This is a genomic window from Brevundimonas olei (assembly GCF_037055245.1).
Taxonomy (GTDB): domain Bacteria; phylum Pseudomonadota; class Alphaproteobacteria; order Caulobacterales; family Caulobacteraceae; genus Brevundimonas; species Brevundimonas olei.
Genome location: NZ_CP146369.1, coordinates 145954 through 165696 on the forward strand (window position 1 = coordinate 145954; position 19743 = coordinate 165696).

The following is a 19743-nucleotide window of genomic DNA, read 5'->3' on the forward strand; positions in this document are numbered from 1 at the left end:
TGCACAGGCGAAAGGCGACCTGTGGACAGCTTTGTGGATCAGGCCGCGCTGACCAGCCGCAGGCGCGGGCGCGAGGCCAGGGCGGCGGGCGTCTCGTCCAGCGCCAAGGCGTCCCAGTCGATGTCGGGGCGCGGGGCGTGGGAGGCGGCGATGATGGCGCGCAGTTCTGCTGATGACGCCACGCTGGCGATGACCGAAGCGACGCCCGGCAGGGTCAGGGCGTAGGCCAGGGCCGCCTGCATCGGATCGACGCGCGCCTCGGCCAGACGGCGACGCGTGCGCGACAGGGCCATGCCGTGGGCCGCCAGTTCGGGCGGCAGGCTGTCGCGGTTGGCGAACAGCAGCCCCTGGGCGAAGACCGAGGCCAGATGAACCTCGACGCCCTCGCTCGCCAGATCAGCGATGACGCCCGCGCGCGCCGCGCGCTGATCCAGGATATTGCAGGTCAGTTGCACCACGTCCGGCTGGAACCGGCGGGCCAGCAGGCCGGGGCCGTCCTCGACCGTGGCGATGAAGCCGACCTTGCGGAAAATCCCGCGATCCTTCAGCGCCTGGAGGCGATCCCACAGGGCGCGGCCCTCGGCGCCCGCCAGATCGGCGGCGTTCTGCACCAGGACGGCGTCGCCGCGCGGCAGGCCCATGCGCTCCAGCGAGCGGCGGGCGCGCGCCTCGACCCGGTCCAGACCGTCGGCCAGGGGCACGGTGCGGACGGTGACCCGGAAGGGCGAAGGGAAGGGCCAGGCCTGACCCAGCATCCGCTCGACGTCGCCCTCAGGCCGGGTGGCGACCAGACCGACCCCGGCGTCGCCCGCAGTCTGCAGCAGGTGACGCGTCGCCTCCTCCCGCTGGCCGGGCGGCAGCGGACGGGACCGATCAGGCTCGACCACCAGGGCGATGGCGAGTTTGTCGGCCGGAGAGGGCGGAACGGCGAATCTCACGCCGCCACTTTCGCCGTCAAAGCTTAAGGGAGATTGACCGAAATCAAGGTCGTTGGTGAACGAAGACGCTTAATCCGCATCCGGCTGGTTTTCCGGCACGGCGGCAATGAAGGCCGGGTGAGCCTCTGCCCGCGCCTCGATCTCCAGCAGGCGCGGGAAGGCCGCCAGATCGACGTTGAACCGCCGCGCCGAATAGAGCTGCGGCATCAGGTAACAGTCCGCCAGGGTCGGCGTCGCGCCGAAGCACCAGCCCTCGCCGTGACGTACGACCAGAGCCTCCAGCGCCGTGAAGCCGTCGATGATCCATTGACCGGCCCAGGCGTCGACGCCCGCCTGATCGGCGCCCAGACCGCGCACGGCCTTCAGCACCCGCAGATTGTTGAGCGGATGGATGTCGCAGCCGATCAGCGCCGCCATGGCCCGCACCTGGGCGCGGCCCGCCGCGTCGCGCGGCAGCAGGGGCGGCTCGGGACGGGTCTCCTCCAGCCACTCCAGAATGGCGGGGCTCTGGGTCAGCACCACGCCGTCGTCCGTCTCCAGCGCCGGGACCAGGCCCTGCAAATTGAGCCGGAGGTAGGCTCCGGATTTCTGGGCGCCCGTGCGCAGGTCCAGCGCCGCCTGTCGATACTCGACCCCCTTCAGATTGAGGGCGATGCGGGTGCGATAGCTGGTGCCCGAGCGCCAGTAGCCGTGCAGGATCATGAGCGCACCGTGAAGCTGAGCGGCGGCAGGCCCGCGATGACCGCCTCGACCCGATCGCCGGGATTCAGCGGGCCGACGCCCTCGGGCGTGCCGGTGAAGATCAGGTCGCCGGGCTGGAGCGCCCACAGCTCCGCCGCCTTGGACAGGACGCCGTCGACGTCCCAGATCATGTCCGACAAGCGGCCCGACTGGCGGACGTCCCCGTTGACGCTCAGCTCGATGGCGGCGCCGGCGGCGGGCGGCGTCAGACTGAGCGCGCCGCAGGGCGCGGACTGATCGAACGCCTTGCCGGCCTCCCACGGCCGGCCCTTGGCCTTCGCCTCGGCCTGAAGATCGCGCCGCGTCAGATCGACGCCGACGGCCCAGCCGACCGGCCTGGCGTCTGCGCCCAGGGCTACGACCAGTTCGACCTCGTAATGCAGGTTCTGCGTCGCCGAGGGATAGGCCGGGTCGCTCCCATCGACGACCAGGGCGTCGGCCGGCTTGGCGAAGAAGAAGGGCGCGGGCTTGTCGGGATCGGCGCCCATCTCCCGGGCATGGGCGGCGTAATTCTGGCCCACGCACAGGATGCGGCGCACAGGCAGACGGCGAGAATCTCCGTCGATCGACAGGGACGGCGTCTGGGCGGGCGGGAACAGCCATTGGGTCATGACGCTGTTCTAGAAGCGCCGTGAACGGCGCGCCAGATCGGATTTTCGCCGCACGGCGCCCCATGCTGCATTGCAGGAACCTTGATCGTCGGTGTGGCGTTTCGGACAGGGCTTCTCTATTTAATCGTCAAGCTTACACAAGGAGCGGAGCGCGCATCATGGCCACGTCCAAGGCTCGTGAAGACATCAAGAACGACCTCAAGACCCTGAAGGAGGACCTCAAGGCCGGCGCCCGCGAGGAAACCCAGCGTCTGAAGGAAAAGGCCTCCGAGGCCGAAGCCCGCCTGCGCGAACAGGGCGACGAACTGCGCGAGAAGGCGCGCGGCTATTACGACACCGCCAAGGTGCGCGGCCGTGAATATTACGATGACGCCGCCGAGAAATTCGACGAGGCGCAGCGCTATGTCGTCGAGCGGGTGCAGGAACGCCCGATCCAGTCGACCGCCATTGCACTCGGCGTCGGCGTCGTCCTGGGTCTGCTGCTGGCCGGGCGTCGGCGCTGATGCTCGGGCGGGGGCTCATCAACCGCGCGGTGGCGACCTTCGTCGCCGCCGGCGCGGCCTTCGTGGCCATGGTCGCCCTGGGGGCGACGGTCTATTACCTGCTGCTGCTGGTCGTGCCGCCCGTGATCGCGGCCGCCCTGACCGCCCTGTTGTTCGCCCTGATCGCGGCCGTCGTCGCCCTGGTCTTCGCGCGCCGCGCGCGCGGCGACGATGAGGATGAAGAAGACGAGGAGCCGGAAGGCCTGGGCGCCCGCGCCCTGCACCTGTTCCAGCAGCGTCCGATCCTGGGCGCCGCAGCGGCTCTGGCCGGCGGCTTCATCTTCCTGCGCAATCCGGCCCTGGCCACCATGGTCGCGGCCGCCTTTACTGAAAAAAGCAGAGGACGCCGTCGGCGCTAAAGGAACGGCCAAGTCTCCGACGCGTTGGTTCAGGCAAGCGGCGTTGTCGACGGGAGGGGTCGAAAGCCCGCTCCTGTCAACACCTTACGGAGGGTATCGCCTATGCTTCGCTGGGCCATCATTTTCTTTATCATAGCCTTGGTCGCGGCCGTTCTCGGCTTCGGCGGCATCTCGGGCATGTCGTTTGAGATCGCCAAATTCATCGCCATCATCGCCGTCATCCTGTTCGTCGTCTCCCTGCTGGTGGGCGGCCTGAGAGGGCGCGGCGGGCCGCGCATCTAGCCGAGCCGGACGCATTGAAATCAGGGCCGCGACCAAGCCGTCGCGGCCCTTTTTCATGGTCTGAAACCCTCAGGCGCGGCGACGCGGCAGCCGCCAGGTCTGGTGATCGGCGAACCGATGTCCGTCCCAGGCCACGGCCGACACCGTCACCGTCTCGGCGTCCCATTCGATGCGGTTGAAGCTTGGGGGCGCCCCCCGCTCGCGATGCGACAGGGTTCCGCAGCCGACGGCATAGGAGCATTCGTCTCCGACCCCGATCGGCAGGGCGAAGGGCACATGGACATGACCGGTGACGACCAAGTCGACGCCCGCCTCGGCGAAGATGCGCGCCGCGCGCTCGCCGCGCTTGACCTCGCCCGTCATGGGCGCGCCGATCATCTCGACCAGGGGATGGTGGCAGGCCAGTATGCGAAGCGCGCCGTCGGGCGCCTGACGCAGAGCCTCCGCCGCGCGGCGCGTCTGATCCAGGTCAATGACGCCCTTGGACCAGTTGGGACGGGCCTGCCAGCCGCGCGCCGTCGTGACGCCCCGCACCATCAGGGCGTCGTGGCGGAACTCGTGATCATGGGCCGGATGGCCGGTCGCCTGTTCGAAGGCCCGCCACGGCCAGAACAGCCGCGCCATCACGTCCCAATAGGGCACGTCATGATTGCCCACGGTGACGAAGACCGGCTCGGGCAGGGCGCGGATCCAGTCGCCGGCCGCCGCAAATTCGCGCGGATAGCCTCTCTGGGTGATGTCGCCGGTGATCAGGATCAGGTCGGCCCCGGCGGCGTGGGCGTAGTCGGCTGCGGCGGCCACCGCATGTTCATGCTCGCATCCGAAATGAACGTCCGAAAACTGGAGGACCAGACCCACTAGACGCTGTCCTCGCCGGCCGGAGGCTTGGGCGCCAGGGCCATGAAGGCGCGCGGCAGAAACCGCACCGCCGCCTCGCGGCCCAGCAGCATCGGCTCGCCGTCGATCACGGCGGGAATGCGCGACCGGGCCTCCACCTCGATCCTGCGAGCGCCTCGGGTGGTGACGGTCGGATCCTGGCGCCAGTCGTCGAACAAGGCGTGCGCGGCGAGGCGGAAGGCCTGGGCCGCGTCGGCGGTGTTCATGGCCGCCGCCTCCAGCCCGTCGCACTTGTCCATCGCCTTGGAGATCAACGGGCTGATCAGCACCAGGGCCTCAGCCTTCTCCCGCTCGCTACCGTCCAGCGCATAGCGCACCCGACCGGAAAAGGCCTTCTTCAGCGCGCGGCGGGCGTAGGTCCAGGCCATCTTCAGCTTGCCTTCGCGGATGGCCTCGCGCGCCGGAGCCCACAGGGCGGGCGAGCCCAGGATGGCCGCGCAGTAGAAGGCCTCGCCCTCGACCTCGCCGCCGGCCACGGCCAGGGGGGCGCCCTCCTCCAGCGCGAGGCGCAGCGCCTTCTTCCAATCCCCCGTGCCGTAAAGCGCCTTGGGCAGCATGTTCATGGTGCCGCCGGGCAGGGGTGCGATCAGCGGCCCGTCGGACCCGGCGCGGGCGGCCACCGATCGCGCCGTCCCGTCGCCCGCCAGGATGAACAGGACGTCCGGACGCGCCGCCAGCGCCTCGCCGATCTGGTCCGGGATCCGCGCCCCCTCCAGCACGACCACTTCGGCCTGAAGCGGATAGACGGCCAGAAGGGCGGCGGCCTCGTCGGCCGCCTGCGCCCCCACGCCGCCCGACAGCGGATTGACCAGGATGATGACCCGTTCCAGTCGGACCGCCTCCGTTAACGGTCGCGGCGTCTCACCCTGAGAGGCGGCGGCGGGGTCCAGGAGGCTCAGGAAATTCGGAGCGTCGTTCTGCGTGTCGGCTGTCATGGGCGGCGAACGTCTGCGCGGTCGGCCAGTTCCGCGCTCGCGGCCACGCACTGGAATTTAAAGTGAAGCTTCGAGCGTTTTGCCTCGGAACCGCCCTCTTCGGGCTGCGTTATCGAAGCTTCAGGGGTGCCCCCTAAGGGATGAAGGACAGAACCATGAACAAGGCGATCATCGCCATCGCCGGCGCCGGACTTCTGGTGACCGCCTGCGCCAGCGACCCGTACTACGGCGGCGGCTACGGCTCGAACGAAACCGTCCGTCAAGGCGCCGTCGGCGCGGGCCTGGGCGCCGTGGCCGGCGCCATCATCGGCAACAACGTCGGCGGCGGCAACGCAGCCACGGGCGCGGCCATCGGCGCCCTGGCGGGCGGTGCGGCCGGCGCCATCCGCGGCTCGAACCAGGACCGCAACAACCAGCAGCGCTACCGCGACAACCAGGGGCGCTACTACTACTGCTACGATAACCGCCAGACCGAGTGCTACTGGGAGAACGGCCAACGCCGTTACTGATCCCGGCGTCTAGCCTCTGGCGCCCGAAGCGTTTTCGGGACAATCTGAAAGGGCGATCCGCATGGCGCGGGTCGCCCTTTTTGCTGGAGGGCGCGCGAGCCGCACGGCGCGCGCGAGGGGCCTGACATGAAGCTCATTTCCGCTGTCGTTCTGCTGACCGCCGGCCTGACCGTAGCCGGGTGCGCCGCCACCGGCGGCTACAAGAAGCGCAGCGACCTGGTCAGCGACCCGGCCGCCTGCGCCGACAAGCGGTTCGAAGTCTATTTCACGCCCGACCGCGCCACCCTGACCGACGCCGCCCGCCAGGCCATCGGCATGACCGCGACCCAGCTTCAGGGCTGCCAGATCAAGCACGTCAAGGTCACCGGCCTGGCCGACGCCCGCAGCGGCACGGCCGCCGCCAACCTGACCATTTCCGAACAACGGGCCCGCGCCGTCGCCGAAGCGCTGGCGGGCGCCGGCCTGCCCGCCCCGGCGTTCGACATCGAAGCGGCCGGCGCCGAGGGCGCGCTCGTCGGCGGCGTCAACGACCCTCTGCGTCGCCGCACCGAGGTGCTGATCGAGGTCGCCGCCCCGCGCTGACCCCGCCAGACAGCCGGCTGCGGCCCGCCGTCGCGGGGCGTGGCTAGGCGGAGCCTGAGGGTCTAAGGTCGCGCCTTTCCCCTGGTTCTGCTTCCGGCGTCGCCCTTGCGCATCCTGCTTCTTCTCCTGACCTGGTTCGTCCTCGCCCTGCCGGCGACGGCGTCCGCGTCCCCGTCCGAGGCCGCCCTGCGCGAGGCCCTGGCCGCCGGCGCCGCGCCCGCCAGAGGGGAGGCCGTCGCGCCTGGTCCCCAGCGCACCGAAAGGATCGAGGCCGAACTCGTCCCCATGGGAGCCTGGGCGACCCCGGGCTCGACCGCTGTCGTCGCCATCCGCCAGAAGATTGAGCCCGGCTGGCACACCTATTGGCGCAACCAGGGCGATTCCGGCGGCCCGACGACCCTGACCTGGGCCCTGCCGACCGGCCTGAAGCCAGGCGACATCCTGTGGCCCCTGCCCGAGCGCCAACGGCTGCAGAGCCTGATGAACTACGGCTATTCGGGCACGGTCTTCCTGCCCGTGCCGATCGAGATTCCCGCCGACGCCCAGCCCGGCCGGAGCCTGCCCCTGCGCGTCACCGCCCATTTCTACGTCTGCAGCGACGAGATGTGCGTGCCCGAAGACCTCGACCTGGCGCTCGATCTGCCGGTGCGCGACGGCGCCGCGCCGCTGGACGCCCGCTTCGGCCAGGCGATCCAGGACGTCGTCGCCGACGCGCCGCGCCCCGCCGGGATCGAGGCCCGCGCCGCCCTGGTCGACGGCAGGCTGACCCTGACGGCCGTCGGCGGCCCGCTGACCGGCGCCGCGCCGAAATGGGCCTATTTCTATCCGTTCGAAGGCGGGGTGATCGACCACGCGGCCGCCCAGTCCGGCGAACGCGGCCCGCAAGGCCTGACCGTCAGCGTCCCCGCCGGGCGCAGCCTGACGACCAACGGGCTGAACGGGCCGATCGGCGGCGTCCTGTCGACCGATCTGGGCGCCTGGGAGATCACGGCCGAACCCGGCGCGGCCCTGACCGGCGTCGCGGGCGAGGGCGCCATCGGCGACGGCGAGGGCGTCCAGGCCGCAGCGACCGCGCCGACCGGCTACGCCGACTTCGGCAAGGCGGCGTTGTTCGCCCTGCTGGGCGGGCTGATCCTGAATCTGATGCCCTGCGTCTTCCCCATACTGGCGATGAAGGCCGCCTCGCTCAGCCGCGCCGCCCATGAACCGGTCGAAGCCCGCCGCGACGGTCTGGCCTTCCTGGCCGGGGTGCTGGCGACCTTCCTCGTCCTGGCCGGGGCGTTGCTGGCCCTGCGGGCGGGCGGTCAGGCCCTGGGATGGGGCTTCCAGCTGCAGTCGCCGGGCGTTGTGGCGGCTCTGGCCCTGCTGATGCTGGCGGTGGCGCTGAATCTGTCGGGCGTCTTCCACGTCGGCGCAGGTCTGCAAGGCGCCGGACACGGCCCGCTGGCGCGCCTGCCCGGCGCGGCGGGCGCCTTCTTCACCGGCGTGCTGGCCGTGGTCGTCGCCGCGCCGTGCACCGCCCCCTTCATGGCCTTTGCGCTCGGCGCGGCCCTGTTCATGCCCTGGCCCATGGCCCTGGCGGTCTTCCTGATGCTGGGGCTGGGCCTGGCCCTGCCCTATGTGCTGATCAGCCTCAATCCGCGTCTGCTGGCCCGTCTGCCGAAACCCGGCCCGTGGATGGAGACCCTGCGCAATCTGCTGGCCTTCCCCATGTACGGCGCCGCCCTGTGGCTGGCCTGGGTCTATGGCCGCCAGACCGCCGACGCCCTGGCTCTATTGTTCGGCGCCGGACTGATGCTGGCCCTGGCGCTATGGCTCTACGGCCGCTTCCAGGCCGCCGCGCCGGGCAAGGGTCGGGCTGCGGGGATCGCCGCCCTCCTGGCCCTGATCGCGGCCCTGAGCTTCGGCGTCCTGGCCGGAAAGGCCGCGCCTGCCGCGTCGGACGGCGACAGCGCCTCGACCCGCCTGCCCTCCCAGCCCTGGTCCGAACAGGCGGTGAAGGCCGCCCTGGCCGAGGGGCGGCCCGTCCTAGTCAACTTCACCGCCGACTGGTGCGTGACCTGCAAGCTCAACGAGGGCGCCGCCCTGTCCTCGACCCGCACGACTGAGGCGCTGGAACAGGCGAACGCCGTCTATCTGGTCGGCGACTGGACGCGCCGCGACGACGCCATCACCGCAGAGCTGCAAAGCCACGGCCGCTCGGGCGTGCCCCTCTACCTCGTCTATGCGCCGGGCCGGGCCGAGCCGCGCATCCTGCCGCAATTGCTGACCGAGGGCGTCGTCGTCGACGCCCTGAAGGACGCCGCCGACCGCTGACTTTTCATCCCAAGGAGACCGCCATGTTCCGCCTGCTGACCGCCGCCTCCGCCTCCGCCTCTCTTCTGCTGCTCGCCGCCTGCCAGCAGCAACCCGCCGCATCGCCAGAGCGGTCCGAGACCGCCGCTGTCGCCCCCGAGGCGATCGAAGCGCCCGCCCCCGGCGAAACGGCCCCCGCCTTCACCCTGGTCGACGCCGAGGGCCATCAGCGGTCGCTGGCCGACTTCCGCGGCAAGACGGTCGTTCTGGAATGGACCAACGAAGGCTGTCCCTTCGTGAAGAAACACTACAGCGGGGCCATGCAGGCCCTGCAGCGCGAGGCGACCGCCGACGGCGTGGTCTGGCTGACCATCATCTCCTCGTCGCCGGGAACCCAGGGCTTCGTCGAGGGGGAGGAGGCGCAAGCCTGGAAGGCCAAGCACCAGGCCGCCTTCACCCATCTGTTGCTGGATCCGACCGGCGAGGTGGGCAAGCGCTACGACGCCAAGACCACGCCCGACATGCGGATCATCGACCCCGAGGGGCGGCTGATCTATGTCGGCGGCATCGACGATCGGCCGACCAACAAGGTGGAAGATCTGGACGGCGCCAACAACTTCGTTCGCGCCGCCCTGGCCGACGCCAAGGCCGGCCGCGCGGTCCAGACCGCCTACGCCGCGCCCTACGGCTGCGCCATCAAATACCGCGAGACCGTGGAGGGCTGAGGATTCCTCGCGGAAACCAACCTCCCCCTAATCGGGCCCCAAGTCGCGCAAAGCGCGGCAGGCCCAAGAACAGAATCAGGCCTCAGCCGGCGGCTACGCCGCGGGCTGAGGGGGCGAGGTGATGACCTCGACGTTGTCGTTCAGCAGATAGGACAGCTCGTCGAGCGCCAGCTTGCGTGCAGCCGCATCGGGCGCCGTCTCCACCGCCGCGACCTTGACCGGGATGTCTTCAGAAATGCCGCGCAGGATGCACTTCAGGTCGTTATCCGTGCCGCGTTCCTTGAGGATCAGATGCCCCTGCATGTCGCGCTGGGCCAGATCCGTCGCCTGGGTCTTGAACGCCGCATAGGCCGCGCCGGTGAAGAAGCCGGCCCGGTCCGCCTCGCCCGAGGCCATCCAGCCGTCGACGATCGACTTCAGGGCGCCCGACCGGGCGACCAGATCGGCGAACAGGGGCTCCTGGGCCACCGAGACCGGCGCGGCGGGCGCTACCGGCGGCAGGGCCGCCGCTTCGGCGACGGCGGGATCGGCCAGCATCAGGGCGACAGCGAGGGCTATTCCGCAGGACATGGCGTGCCTTTCACAAGGGAGCGGGCCGCGGCGCTTCCGAAGGAAACCCTTGTTGACCCGATCCTGGATTGAACTCTTCTCGGCCTGAGCCGTACACCAGAGCCTGCAAGCGTCGGGCCAACCGCACCGAACCGCCATGGGGAGACGATGATGCCGCACGCCGCCGCCTGGGCCGAACTCGAAGCCGCCGCCCGCCGGGACGCCGGCGCCCGCATCCAGGATCAGTTCGCCGCCGACCCGGATCGTCTGGCGCGGCTGACGCTGGAGGCGGCCGGCCTGCATATCGACCTGTCGAAGCAGAGCTGGGCCCGCGCCGGCCTGGACGCGGCCCTGGCCCTAGCGCGCGCCTGCGACGTGGAGGGCCGCCGCGCAGCCCTGTTCAACGGCGAGGCCGTCAATCTGACCGAGGGCCGTGCAGTGCTGCACCCGGCCCTACGCGCGGCGAACGGCGCGGACTTCCACGCCCTGGGCGAGCCGGTCTCGGCCGAGGTCGAGGCCGTTCGCGCCGAAATGAAGACCTATGCCGAAGCGGTGCGGTCCGGAAATGAGACAGGCGCGACCGGGCGCGCCATCCGGACGGTGCTCCATATCGGCATCGGCGGCTCCGATCTGGGTCCTCGGCTGATCTGGGACGCCCTGCGCCCGCTTGATCCGGCCATCGACCTGCGCTTCGTCGCCAACATCGATCCGCGCGACATGGCCGAGGCCCTGATCGGACTGGAGCCCGAGACGACCCTGGTCGTCGTCGTCTCCAAGACCTTCACCACCCAGGAAACCCTGACCAACGCCGAGGCCGCCAAGGCGTGGCTGGCCGCCGCCCTGCCCGCCGAGGGGATGGCCAGACATTTCATCGGCGTGACCGCCGCGCCGGACAAGGCGACGGCCTTCGGATGCGGCCGCACCTTCGCCTTCAGGGACTGGGTCGGCGGCCGCTATTCCCTGTGGTCGGCGGTCAGCCTGTCCTGCGTTATCGGTCTGGGCTGGGAGGCGTTCCTGGAATTCCTCGACGGCGCCGCCGCACTGGACCGGCATTTCCTCGAGGCGCCGCTGGAGAGGAACGGGCCGGTGCTCATGGCGCTGGCCGACATCTACAATGTGGACGGCCTGAACCGCCCGGCGCGCAGCGTCGCGCCCTACGCCCACGCCCTGCGTCGCCTGCCCGCCTTCCTGCAGCAGTTGGAGATGGAGTCGAACGGCAAGCGGGTGCGCCGCGACGGCTCGCCCGTCGGTCGCCAGACCTGTCCCGTCGTTTTCGGCGAACCCGGCTCCAACGGCCAGCACGCCTTCTTCCAGCAGTTGCATCAGGGACCGCAGGTCGTTCCCCTCGACTTCGTCATCGTCGGCCGCACCTGCGAGGACGCGTCTTCGACGCCCCTTTGGGCCAACGCCCTGGCCCAGGCCCAGGCCCTGATGCAGGGCAAGACCGAGGGCCAGGCTCGCGCCGAACTGCTCGCCTCGGGCGCATCCGAGGCCGAGGCCGACCGTCTGGCGCCGCACAAGACCTTCCCCGGCGACCGCCCGTCGACGACCATCCTGATGGAAGCGCTGACGCCCCGTTCCCTCGGCGCCCTGATCGCCCTTTATGAGCACAAAACCTTCGTCGAAGGCGTCCTGTGGGACATCAACAGTTTCGATCAATGGGGGGTGGAGCTCGGCAAGGCCCTGGCCAAGGCCGTGCTCAAGGACGTCGAAGCCGGCGCGCCGTCCTCGGACCTCGACCCTTCGACAGCCGACCTGCTGCGACGATTGACGGCGTGACCATCGTCGCCCCCGCCTGGCAGAGGCTCGAGGGTCTGGCCCTGCTCGCCCTCTCCGCCCTGGCCTATGGGCGTTTCGGCCAGGAGGGCGGAGGTTGGGGGTTGTTCGCCATTCTCTTCCTGGCGCCGGACCTATCCTTCGCCGGCTATCTGGCCGGGCCGCGCGTCGGGGCCTGGAGCTATAATCTGGCGCACAGCCTGATCGGTCCGCTGCTGCTGGCCGGCGCGGGCCTGCTGATCTCCGCGCCGTCGGCGATCGCGCTCAGCCTGATCTGGCTGGCGCATATCGGCTTCGATCGTGCGCTCGGCTATGGCCTGAAGTCTCCGCAAGCCTTCGAGGTCACTCACCTGGGCTTGATCGGCAAGGCGCGCAAAGCTCAATTCGACTGAATCCTCCATGAAAAAGGCCCGGTCGCGAAACCGGGCCTTTCTTCATCTCGCCGTTCGCCTACCAGCGGCGGTCATAGCGGTAGTCGCGGTCGCGGCGGTTCTGATAACTGCGCCACTCGCCGTGGTTCCGCCAGTAACGACCATCGCGGTAATAGCGGCCGTTGTTGCGCTCGTAACGGCCGTTGTAATAGCCGTCGCGGCTGTTGATGCCGTGTTCGCGCTCCCAGTGGCCCTGGTTCCGGTAGCAGCGACCGCCGCGGTAATAGCTGCAGTCGTCGTTGCTCGAGGACGAGGCCGCGCCGAGGGCCGCACCCGCCAGGGCGCCGCCCGCGACATAACGTCCGTCGCCCTGGCCGATCAGGGCGCCGGCCACGCCGCCGACGACAGCGCCAAGGACGGCGTCACGGCCGGTATTGTCGCGATCGCGGTCGCGATAGTTCTGGGCTGCGGCCGGAGTCGTGGCCAGCATCGTCACAACCAGAGCAGGGGCGATAGCGCCGGCGCCGATCTTGAACAGGGTCTTCATGGCGGGCTCCTTTCGAAAGCCGGTTGATCCGTTGTCCCCCTTTTAGCGAAGCCTGTCTGAACGACCCCGGGGGCGCCCGTTCATTTTCGCTTCATCAAGGCGCCGAATTTCGGTCCGCCTCGCCCTTGACGCCCCCCGCCCCCCTGCCTAACTCCCCGGTCGTTAGCACTCGGGGAGGGCGACTGCCAAAGTCGTGGGCTCCGAGGGCTGGAACCAACATCCTAACGGGAGTTACTCAGATGGCGTTTCGTCCGCTCGGCGACCGCGTGCTGGTCAAGCGCGTTGAAGAAGAATCCAAGACCAAGGGCGGGATCATCATCCCCGACACGGCCAAGGAAAAGCCTCAGGAAGGCGAAGTCGTCGCCGTGGGCCCCGGCGTCCGTGACGAAGACGGCAAGTTCGTCGCCCTGGAGCTGAAGGCCGGCGACCGCGTCCTGTTCGGCAAGTGGTCGGGCAGCGAAGTGAAGATCGACGGTGAAGACCTGATCATCATGAAGGAATCCGACGTCCTGGGCGTGCTGTCGTAAGACGCGTCCTGGGTTTCCGGAATTCTAACGTAAAATCTTATAGATAGGAGCAGCCCGCATGGCCGCTAAAATCGTAAAGTTCAACACCGACGCTCGCGACAAGATGCTGAAGGGCGTCAACGTCCTGGCTGACGCCGTCAAGGTGACCCTGGGTCCGAAGGGCCGCAACGTCGTGATCCAGAAGTCCTTCGGCGCCCCGCGCTCGACCAAGGACGGCGTCTCGGTGGCCAAGGAAATCGAGCTGGAAGACGCCTTCGAGAACATGGGCGCCCAGATGATCCGCGAAGTCGCTTCCAAGGCGAACGACAAGGCGGGCGACGGCACCACCACCGCCACCGTCCTGGCCCAGGCCATCGTTCAGGAAGGCCTGAAGGCCGTGGCCGCCGGCATGAACCCGATGGACCTGAAGCGCGGCATCGACAAGGCTGTCGAAGCGGTGCTGGAAGAGATCAAGTCGAACTCCAAGCCGGTCTCCAACAACTCGGAAATCGCTCAGGTCGGCACCATCTCGGCCAACGGCGACGCTGAAATCGGCGACCTGATCGCCCAGGCCATGGCCAAGGTCGGCAACGAAGGCGTCATCACGGTTGAAGAAGCCAAGACCGCCGAAACCACCGTCGACATCGTCGAAGGGATGCAGTTCGACCGCGGCTACCTGTCGCCCTACTTCATCACCAACCCGGACAAGATGGAGGTCTCCCTCGAAGAGCCGCTCATCCTGCTCCACGAGAAGAAGCTGACCTCGCTGCAGCCCATGCTGCCGGTGCTGGAAGCCGTGGTTCAGTCGGGCCGTCCCCTGCTGATCATCGCCGAGGACATCGAAGGCGAAGCCCTGGCCACCCTGGTGGTCAACAAGCTGCGCGGCGGCCTGCGCGTCGCCGCCGTCAAGGCTCCGGGCTTCGGCGATCGCCGCAAGGCCATGCTGGAAGACATCGCCATCCTGACGGGCGGCCAGGTCATCTCTGAAGACCTCGGCATCAAGCTGGAAACGGTCACGCTGGACATGCTGGGCAAGGCCAAGAAGGTCCAGATCACCAAGGACGACACCACCATCGTCGAAGGTTCGGGCGAGAAGGACGGCATCGAGGCCCGCGTCGGCCAGATCAAGCGCCAGATCGAGGACACCACCTCGGACTACGACAAGGAAAAGCTGCAAGAGCGTCTGGCCAAGCTGGCCGGCGGCGTCGCCGTGCTGCGCGTCGGCGGCTCGACCGAAGTCGAAGTTAAGGAAAAGAAGGACCGCGTCGACGACGCCCTGAACGCAACCCGCGCCGCTGCCGATGAAGGCATCGTCCCGGGCGGCGGCGTGGCCCTGCTGAAGGCCTCCAAGGTGCTGGACGGTCTGAAGGGCGACAACGCCGATCAGAACGCCGGCGTCAACATCGTCCGCCGCGCCCTGCAGGCTCCGATCCGTCAGATCTCGGAAAACTCGGGCGTCGAAGGCTCGATCGTGGTCGGCAAGGTGCTGGAGTCGGCCAAGGCCGAGTTCGGCTTCAACGCCCAGACGGAACAGTATGGCGACCTAGTGGAAATGGGCGTCATCGACCCGGCCAAGGTCGTCCGCTCGGCTCTGGCCTCGGCCGGTTCGGTCGCGGGTATCATGATCACGACCGAAGCCGCCATCGCCGATGCGCCGAAGAAGGCCTCGGCCGGCGGCGCCCCCGACATGGGCGGCATGGGCGGTATCGGCGGCATGGACTTCTAAGGAAGTCCGGCTTCTCAAAGCTCAGACGACGGAGGGGCGGGATCGAAAGGTCCCGCCCTTTCTTTTTGCGCTAGGTTCCCGCCTCCCCCACCTCGCGTCCCGCCAGCCGCGCGCCTTCGACCACCGCCGGGTCGGCGCGGGCCGTGTCCAGAATCCAGTCACGGAAGCGGGCGATCTTGGGGACCAGGCGTCGGCCCGACGGGTAACAGAGCCAATAACCCTCGGCCAGGGCGACGGTCTGATGGAACGGCCGGACCAGCAGGCCGCGCTCCAGCTCGCGGCCGTAAAGGATGGGCGAGCCCAGGGCCACGCCCTGATCGCCCAGAGCCGCCGCCACCTCCATCGCCTGATTATCGGCGGTCAGCCTGGGCGGCGCTCCGGCGTCAGCGGGCGCCACGCCGGCGGCGGCGAACCATGCGGCCCATTCGCGGGGCTCTCCGATCAGATGGGCGCGCTTCAGATCGGCAGGCGACGTCAGCTCCAGCCGGTCGCGCAGGGCCGGAGTGCAGACCGGCGTGAAGACGGCCGGCATCAGAAAGCGGCTTTCCAGTCCCGGCCACCGGCCCGAGCCGAAGCGCAAGGCCACGTCCAGCCCGTCCGCGCCCAGATTGGACAGTATGGAACTGGTGTCGACCCGCACGGCCAGGTCGGGATTGGCCAACTGGAACGCGCCCAGCCGCGTCGCCAGCCATTGGGTCGCCATGGTCTGCAGCGTCGTGACGGCCAATACGCCCTGGTCCGCCTCAACCACCTCGGCCACCGCCCGCCTCAGCAAGGTCATCGCCTCGGTCGCAGCCGTAGCCAGTCGCTCGCCCTCGGGCGTCAGGGCCACCTGCCGCGTGCCGCGCGTGAACAGGGGCCGCTCGAGCCGTTGCTCCAGGTCGCGGATGCGCCAGCTGACCGCCGCCTGGCTCATGCCGAGAGCCTCAGCTGCGCGAGTGAAGCTGAGCAGGCGCGCCGCCGCCTCGAACACGCGAAGGGCGTCGACCGGAATACGGGAAAGAGGATCAGACATAAGTCAGCCTTATGAATCGGCGTCATCGTCTCGTTTGTGACCCGGCGCACCATGCGCCATCCTGACCTTCTCAGAAAGGAGGACGAAGTCATGGACCACATCTACCGCACTCATAAGGAACCCGCGTGGGGCTGGATCGGCGCCCTGCTCGACGCGCGCCGCCTTTCACGCCGAGAGACCGGCGAAGTCCGCCTCAGGGCCCGACCCTGCCCGGCGCCCCCGCGTCGGGCGGCCTGCTGACGGCCGCCGTTCCGCCGGGCGCGACCCCAAGCGCGCGACAAGCGCGACAAGGCGTCGCGCCCGGTTCCCTTCAGCCGGCGGAACAGTTGCCCCGGCGCGATACGACCGCCCATAAAGGCGCCTTCATCGTCACAGAGGGGGCCCTGATCGATGCGCCGCACCACCCGTATTCCGTCCTTCGCCGCCGCCGCGTTGATCGCCGCCGCCGGTCTGAGCGTCGCCGTTCCGGCTGAGGCCCAAGCGCGCCGCGCGGCGCCGACCGCCGAGCACGCCGACTGGCCCGCGCGCGCTGCGCCCGCACAGGCGCGCGCCGTGACCTTCGCCGCCGCCGCTTCGCCATCGGGCTCCCTCGTCTTGCCGCTGGGCTCGGAAGCTGATCTGGCCGCGCGCGGCGCAGCTCTGGACGCCGGAACGCGTCAGGCGATCGCCGCAGCCCTGAGCGCCGCACGTTTCGACTACAAGGCGCGCCAGACCCTGAGCCTGCACGGCGTCGGCGGCTGGGACCGCATCCTGATCGTCGGTCTGGGCGAAGCGCCCAAGGCCGCAGACGTCCAGACCGCCGGGATCGTCGCGGGCCGCGTGCTGAACAGCCAGCCGGGCACCCTGACCGCCCTGACCTCGGGCCTGTCGGCGGATATGGCCTCTGAACTGGCGACTGGCTTGGGCATCGGCCACTACCGCTCGGACCTGTATGTCACCACCGGTCGCGACCGCGCGGCGCCCGGCGCCCTGACCGTTGTGGCCGATGACGCCGCGAACGCCCAGGCGCACTATCGTCGCGGCGCGGCCCTGGTCGAAGCCATGGCCTGGACCCGCGACGTGTCCAACGAGCCGGCCAACGTCGTCTATCCCGAAAGCTTCGTCGAGCGCGCCCGCGCCGCCTTCGCCGGCGTGCCGGGGGTCGAGATCACCGAACTGGACGTGCCAGCCATGCAGCGCCTGGGCATGGGCGCCCTGCTGGGCGTCGGCCAGGGCTCCAGCCGCCCGCCGCGCCTGCTGGCCGTGCGTTATCGCGGACAGGGCGCGTCAAGCGACGGCCCGATCGCCCTGCTGGGCAAGGGCATCACCTTCGATTCCGGCGGCCTCTCGCTGAAGCCCGGCTCGGGCATGGGCAATATGAAGATGGACATGTCCGGCGCCGCCAGCGTCGTCGGCGCGGTCCTGGCCCTGGCCAAGGGCGGCGCTCCGGTGGACGTGGTCGCCGTCGCCGCCTTGGCCGAGAACATGCCCGACGGCGGCGGCATCCGCCCGGCCGACGTCCTGACCGCCATGAACGGGAAGACCATCGAGATCATCTCGACCGACGCCGAAGGCCGTCTGGTTCTGGCCGACGCCGTGGTCTGGGCCGACACGACGCTGAACCCGGCCGCCATCGTCGACGTGGCGACCCTGACCGGCGCGGTCGGCGGCGCGTTGGGCGGCGACTATGCGGGCCTGTTCAGCCGCCACGACGCCCTGTCTGATCAGTTGAAGGCCGCTGGAGACGCCACCGGCGAAACCCTGTGGCGTCTGCCGTTGCATCCCAACTATGTGCGGGCGACCTCTTCGACCATCGCCGACATCAAGAACTCGGGCGAGGGCGGCGCCGGCGCGGGCACCGGCGCTCACTTCATCGGCTATTTCGCGCGGCCGGAGACGCCCTGGGCGCACCTGGACATCGCCAACATGGCCTTCGGCGCCGCCAACGACGTCAAGCCTGCCGGTTCGGGGGGCTACAGCGTGCGCCTGCTGGAGCGCTTCGTGCGCGACTTCCAGCCGGTGGCGAAGGAGAAGGGCGCGGGCGGCTACTGAAGCCGCCCCCCAGCCTTCACGCTTCTCAGCCTTCCTTGATGGCGACGATCTCGACCGACTGGCCCGCGACCGTCGCCTCATCCCCCTCGCGCCTGCCCATCAGGGCGCGGGCCAGGGGCGAGACGTGGCTGACGCTGCCTTGGGTCGGGTCGGCCTCGTCCTCGCCGACGATGCGCCAGGACTGAGTGCGCCCGTCCTCGCGCTCGATCGTCACCGTGTCGCCGAAGCGCACCTTGCCGTCCGGCGGCGCCTCGACCAGCTGGGCCGTGCCCCGCCGCGCCGACCAGTAGCGCAGGTCGCGCGTCGCCCGCGCCATGGCGGTGCGGTCAGCCTCGATGGAGCCCGCCGCCTGAGCCGCCGTATAGGCCGCGCGCGCAGCCGCCAGCTCGGCCTCGATCTGGGCCAGGCCCTGCGGCGTGACGAGGTTGGGATGGGGCGAGATCGGCCGGTCCGGCAGGTCCGCCGCCGTGGCTTCCAGATCTTCTTCCCGTGTAAAGGCGACGCTCATGTCCGCCAGCATAGGCCGCGGCGGTCATTCCGGCTAGGAAGGCGTCGATGACGCGCTCCCCCTCCACAGTCGCCGTAATCGGCGCCGGTCCCGCCGGGCTGATGGCCGCCGAACGTCTGGCTCAGGCGGGCCTGCGCGTCGTCGTGCATGAGCGGATGCCCTCGGTCGCGCGTAAATTCCTGATGGCCGGGCGCGGCGGGCTGAACCTGACCCATTCGGAGCCGTTCCAGCCGTTCCTGAACCGCTATGACGCCGCCGCTCAGGCGCGCATCAAGGGATGGCTGGACGCCTTTTCGTCCGCCGATCTGATCGCATGGGTCGAGAGGCTGGGCCAGCCGACCTTCGTCGGTTCATCCGGACGGATGTTCCCCAAGGCGATGAAGGCCTCGCCCCTGCTGCGCGCCTGGCTGGCGCGGCTGGAAAGGCTGGGCGTCGAGATTCGCACCCGCTCGCGCTGGACCGGCTGGCGTGACGGCGACCTGACGTTCGATACGCCCGACGGCCAGCGGATCGAGCGCCCGGACGCCGTGATCCTGGCCCTCGGCGGCGCCAGCTGGGCCAAGCTGGGCTCGGACGCCGCATGGGTTCCGGCGCTAGAAGAGGCGGGCGCCGCCGTCGCCCCCTTCCGCCCCTCTAATGTCGGCTTTGATGTCGCGTGGTCGCCGATCTTCCGCGACCGTTTCGCCGGAACGCCGCTGAAAGGGGTCTCCCTGACGCACGACGACCGCACCGTGCGCGGCGAAGCCATGGTCGCCGCCTATGGGATCGAGGGCGGCGGAATCTACGCCCTGTCCGCCGGTCTGCGCGAAGCGGTGGAGCACAACGGATCGACCGCGCTGACGCTCGACCTGCGGCCCGATCTGAGCGTCGAGGCCCTGACCCAGCGCCTGTCGAAACCACGCGGCAAGGACAGTCTATCGAACGGGCTGCGCAAGGCGGCGCGACTGGACGCCGCCGCCATCGCCCTGTTGCGCGAAGGCGGCTCCCTGCCCGCAAAACCCGCCGAACTGGCCGCCCGGATCAAGGGCGTCGCCCTGACCCTGACTGGCGTGCAGGGCCTGAGCCGCGCCATCTCCTCGGCCGGGGGCGTGGCGCTGGACGCCGTGGACGAACGGCTGATGCTGAAGGCGCGGCCCGGCGTCTTTGCCGCAGGCGAAATGCTGGACTGGGAGGCGCCGACCGGCGGCTATCTGCTCCAAGCCGCCTTCGCCTCGGGCGTCGTCGCGGCTGAGGGCGTACGCGTCTGGCTGGACGAGCGCTGAGGCTTTCGGGGTCGACAGCGGCGGCCTCAGGGGGCA

22 protein-coding genes are annotated in these 19743 nt (G+C 69.7%); 13 read left to right on the forward strand and 9 right to left on the reverse strand.

Translation table 11 applies throughout. The features are described 5' to 3' along the window. Positions 1 to 38: 38 nt before the first annotated feature. The 3 genes from V8J38_RS00665 to V8J38_RS00675 all read right to left on the reverse strand — a co-directional run bounded on the left by V8J38_RS00665 (position 39) and on the right by V8J38_RS00675 (position 2290). The gene (locus tag V8J38_RS00665) at positions 39 to 938 is read right to left on the reverse strand and encodes an aldo/keto reductase (RefSeq protein WP_338577382.1); all 900 of its coding nucleotides are present in this window, start codon (positions 936 to 938) and stop codon (positions 39 to 41) included. 69 nt (positions 939 to 1007) lie between these two features. Beyond that, positions 1008 to 1640: a maleylacetoacetate isomerase gene (maiA, locus tag V8J38_RS00670; RefSeq protein WP_338577384.1), complete on the reverse strand. Its 633-nt coding sequence runs from the start codon at positions 1638 to 1640 to the stop codon at positions 1008 to 1010. After that, entirely contained in the window at positions 1637 to 2290 is a 654-nt protein-coding gene (locus tag V8J38_RS00675; protein ID WP_338577385.1) for a fumarylacetoacetate hydrolase family protein, read from the reverse strand. The genes maiA and V8J38_RS00675 overlap by 4 nt, the downstream gene beginning before the upstream one ends. A gap of 158 nt (positions 2291 to 2448) precedes the next feature. On the opposite strand from V8J38_RS00675, the gene V8J38_RS00680 reads away from it, so the two are divergent. The 3 genes from V8J38_RS00680 to V8J38_RS00690 all read left to right on the forward strand — a co-directional run bounded on the left by V8J38_RS00680 (position 2449) and on the right by V8J38_RS00690 (position 3473). Further along, positions 2449 to 2793, forward strand: coding sequence for a glycine zipper domain-containing protein (locus V8J38_RS00680; RefSeq protein WP_291780689.1), 345 nt, complete (start codon positions 2449 to 2451; stop codon positions 2791 to 2793). Beyond that, positions 2793 to 3191 carry a hypothetical protein gene (locus V8J38_RS00685; RefSeq protein ID WP_338577389.1) on the forward strand — a complete coding sequence of 133 codons (399 nt, stop codon included), beginning with the start codon at positions 2793 to 2795 and terminating at the stop codon, positions 3189 to 3191. Before V8J38_RS00680 ends, V8J38_RS00685 begins: the two co-directional genes overlap by 1 nt. Positions 3192 to 3293: 102 nt before the next feature. Beyond that, positions 3294 to 3473: a DUF1328 domain-containing protein gene (locus V8J38_RS00690; protein WP_003166483.1), complete on the forward strand. Its 180-nt coding sequence runs from the start codon at positions 3294 to 3296 to the stop codon at positions 3471 to 3473. A 69-nt stretch (positions 3474 to 3542) separates the two neighbouring features. Here the strand turns inward: V8J38_RS00690 and V8J38_RS00695 are convergent, their stop codons facing one another. Both V8J38_RS00695 and V8J38_RS00700 read right to left on the reverse strand, forming a co-directional pair. Beyond that, the gene (locus V8J38_RS00695) at positions 3543 to 4331 is read right to left on the reverse strand and encodes a metallophosphoesterase (protein WP_312220702.1); all 789 of its coding nucleotides are present in this window, start codon (positions 4329 to 4331) and stop codon (positions 3543 to 3545) included. Next, positions 4331 to 5305: a diacylglycerol/lipid kinase family protein gene (locus tag V8J38_RS00700; RefSeq protein WP_338577396.1), complete on the reverse strand. Its 975-nt coding sequence runs from the start codon at positions 5303 to 5305 to the stop codon at positions 4331 to 4333. Before V8J38_RS00700 ends, V8J38_RS00695 begins: the two co-directional genes overlap by 1 nt. A gap of 155 nt (positions 5306 to 5460) precedes the next feature. On the opposite strand from V8J38_RS00700, the gene V8J38_RS00705 reads away from it, so the two are divergent. The 4 genes from V8J38_RS00705 to V8J38_RS00720 all read left to right on the forward strand — a co-directional run bounded on the left by V8J38_RS00705 (position 5461) and on the right by V8J38_RS00720 (position 9416). After that, the gene (locus tag V8J38_RS00705; protein WP_338577398.1) at positions 5461 to 5814 is read left to right on the forward strand and encodes a YMGG-like glycine zipper-containing protein; all 354 of its coding nucleotides are present in this window, start codon (positions 5461 to 5463) and stop codon (positions 5812 to 5814) included. A gap of 126 nt (positions 5815 to 5940) precedes the next feature. Beyond that, positions 5941 to 6396 carry an OmpA family protein gene (locus tag V8J38_RS00710; RefSeq protein WP_291780673.1) on the forward strand — a complete coding sequence of 152 codons (456 nt, stop codon included), beginning with the start codon at positions 5941 to 5943 and terminating at the stop codon, positions 6394 to 6396. Between the two features lie 105 nt (positions 6397 to 6501). Then, complete coding sequence (locus tag V8J38_RS00715) at positions 6502 to 8712, forward strand: protein-disulfide reductase DsbD family protein (RefSeq protein ID WP_338577400.1); 2211 nt, start codon at positions 6502 to 6504, stop codon at positions 8710 to 8712. Positions 8713 to 8735: 23 nt separating this feature from the next. Next, the gene (locus V8J38_RS00720; RefSeq protein WP_338577402.1) at positions 8736 to 9416 is read left to right on the forward strand and encodes a thioredoxin family protein; all 681 of its coding nucleotides are present in this window, start codon (positions 8736 to 8738) and stop codon (positions 9414 to 9416) included. A 93-nt stretch (positions 9417 to 9509) separates the two neighbouring features. Here the strand turns inward: V8J38_RS00720 and V8J38_RS00725 are convergent, their stop codons facing one another. After that, positions 9510 to 9986, reverse strand: a complete 477-nt coding sequence (locus V8J38_RS00725; protein WP_338577403.1) for a hypothetical protein — start codon at positions 9984 to 9986, stop codon at positions 9510 to 9512. Positions 9987 to 10133: 147 nt separating this feature from the next. Here V8J38_RS00725 and pgi point away from each other — a divergent pair, with 147 nt between their 5' ends. Continuing rightward, positions 10134 to 11744, forward strand: a complete 1611-nt coding sequence (gene pgi / locus V8J38_RS00730; RefSeq protein ID WP_422388300.1) for a glucose-6-phosphate isomerase — start codon at positions 10134 to 10136, stop codon at positions 11742 to 11744. Continuing rightward, complete coding sequence (locus tag V8J38_RS00735) at positions 11741 to 12133, forward strand: DUF4260 domain-containing protein (protein WP_338577405.1); 393 nt, start codon at positions 11741 to 11743, stop codon at positions 12131 to 12133. The genes pgi and V8J38_RS00735 overlap by 4 nt, the downstream gene beginning before the upstream one ends. Positions 12134 to 12191: 58 nt before the next feature. Here the strand turns inward: V8J38_RS00735 and V8J38_RS00740 are convergent, their stop codons facing one another. Next, positions 12192 to 12659: a hypothetical protein gene (locus tag V8J38_RS00740; RefSeq protein WP_291780661.1), complete on the reverse strand. Its 468-nt coding sequence runs from the start codon at positions 12657 to 12659 to the stop codon at positions 12192 to 12194. Between the two features lie 239 nt (positions 12660 to 12898). Here V8J38_RS00740 and groES point away from each other — a divergent pair, with 239 nt between their 5' ends. Both groES and groL read left to right on the forward strand, forming a co-directional pair. Further along, positions 12899 to 13186: a co-chaperone GroES gene (groES, locus tag V8J38_RS00745; RefSeq protein WP_003166488.1), complete on the forward strand. Its 288-nt coding sequence runs from the start codon at positions 12899 to 12901 to the stop codon at positions 13184 to 13186. Positions 13187 to 13244: 58 nt separating this feature from the next. After that, on the forward strand, positions 13245 to 14891 hold the full coding sequence (groL, locus tag V8J38_RS00750) for a chaperonin GroEL (RefSeq protein ID WP_338577408.1): 1647 nt from the start codon (positions 13245 to 13247) through the stop codon (positions 14889 to 14891). A gap of 70 nt (positions 14892 to 14961) precedes the next feature. Here groL and V8J38_RS00755 read toward each other — a convergent pair whose 3' ends face one another. After that, the gene (locus V8J38_RS00755) at positions 14962 to 15906 is read right to left on the reverse strand and encodes a LysR substrate-binding domain-containing protein (protein ID WP_291780649.1); all 945 of its coding nucleotides are present in this window, start codon (positions 15904 to 15906) and stop codon (positions 14962 to 14964) included. Positions 15907 to 16296: 390 nt separating this feature from the next. On the opposite strand from V8J38_RS00755, the gene V8J38_RS00760 reads away from it, so the two are divergent. Then, a complete protein-coding gene (locus V8J38_RS00760; protein WP_338577410.1) occupies positions 16297 to 17937 on the forward strand; it encodes a M17 family metallopeptidase in 1641 nt (546 codons plus the stop codon). A gap of 25 nt (positions 17938 to 17962) precedes the next feature. Here V8J38_RS00760 and greA read toward each other — a convergent pair whose 3' ends face one another. Next, a complete protein-coding gene (gene greA, locus V8J38_RS00765; RefSeq protein WP_291780642.1) occupies positions 17963 to 18445 on the reverse strand; it encodes a transcription elongation factor GreA in 483 nt (160 codons plus the stop codon). A gap of 47 nt (positions 18446 to 18492) precedes the next feature. Between greA and V8J38_RS00770 the strand changes: the two genes are divergently transcribed. After that, positions 18493 to 19707, forward strand: coding sequence for a TIGR03862 family flavoprotein (locus V8J38_RS00770; RefSeq protein WP_338577413.1), 1215 nt, complete (start codon positions 18493 to 18495; stop codon positions 19705 to 19707). Positions 19708 to 19743 lie beyond the last annotated feature (36 nt).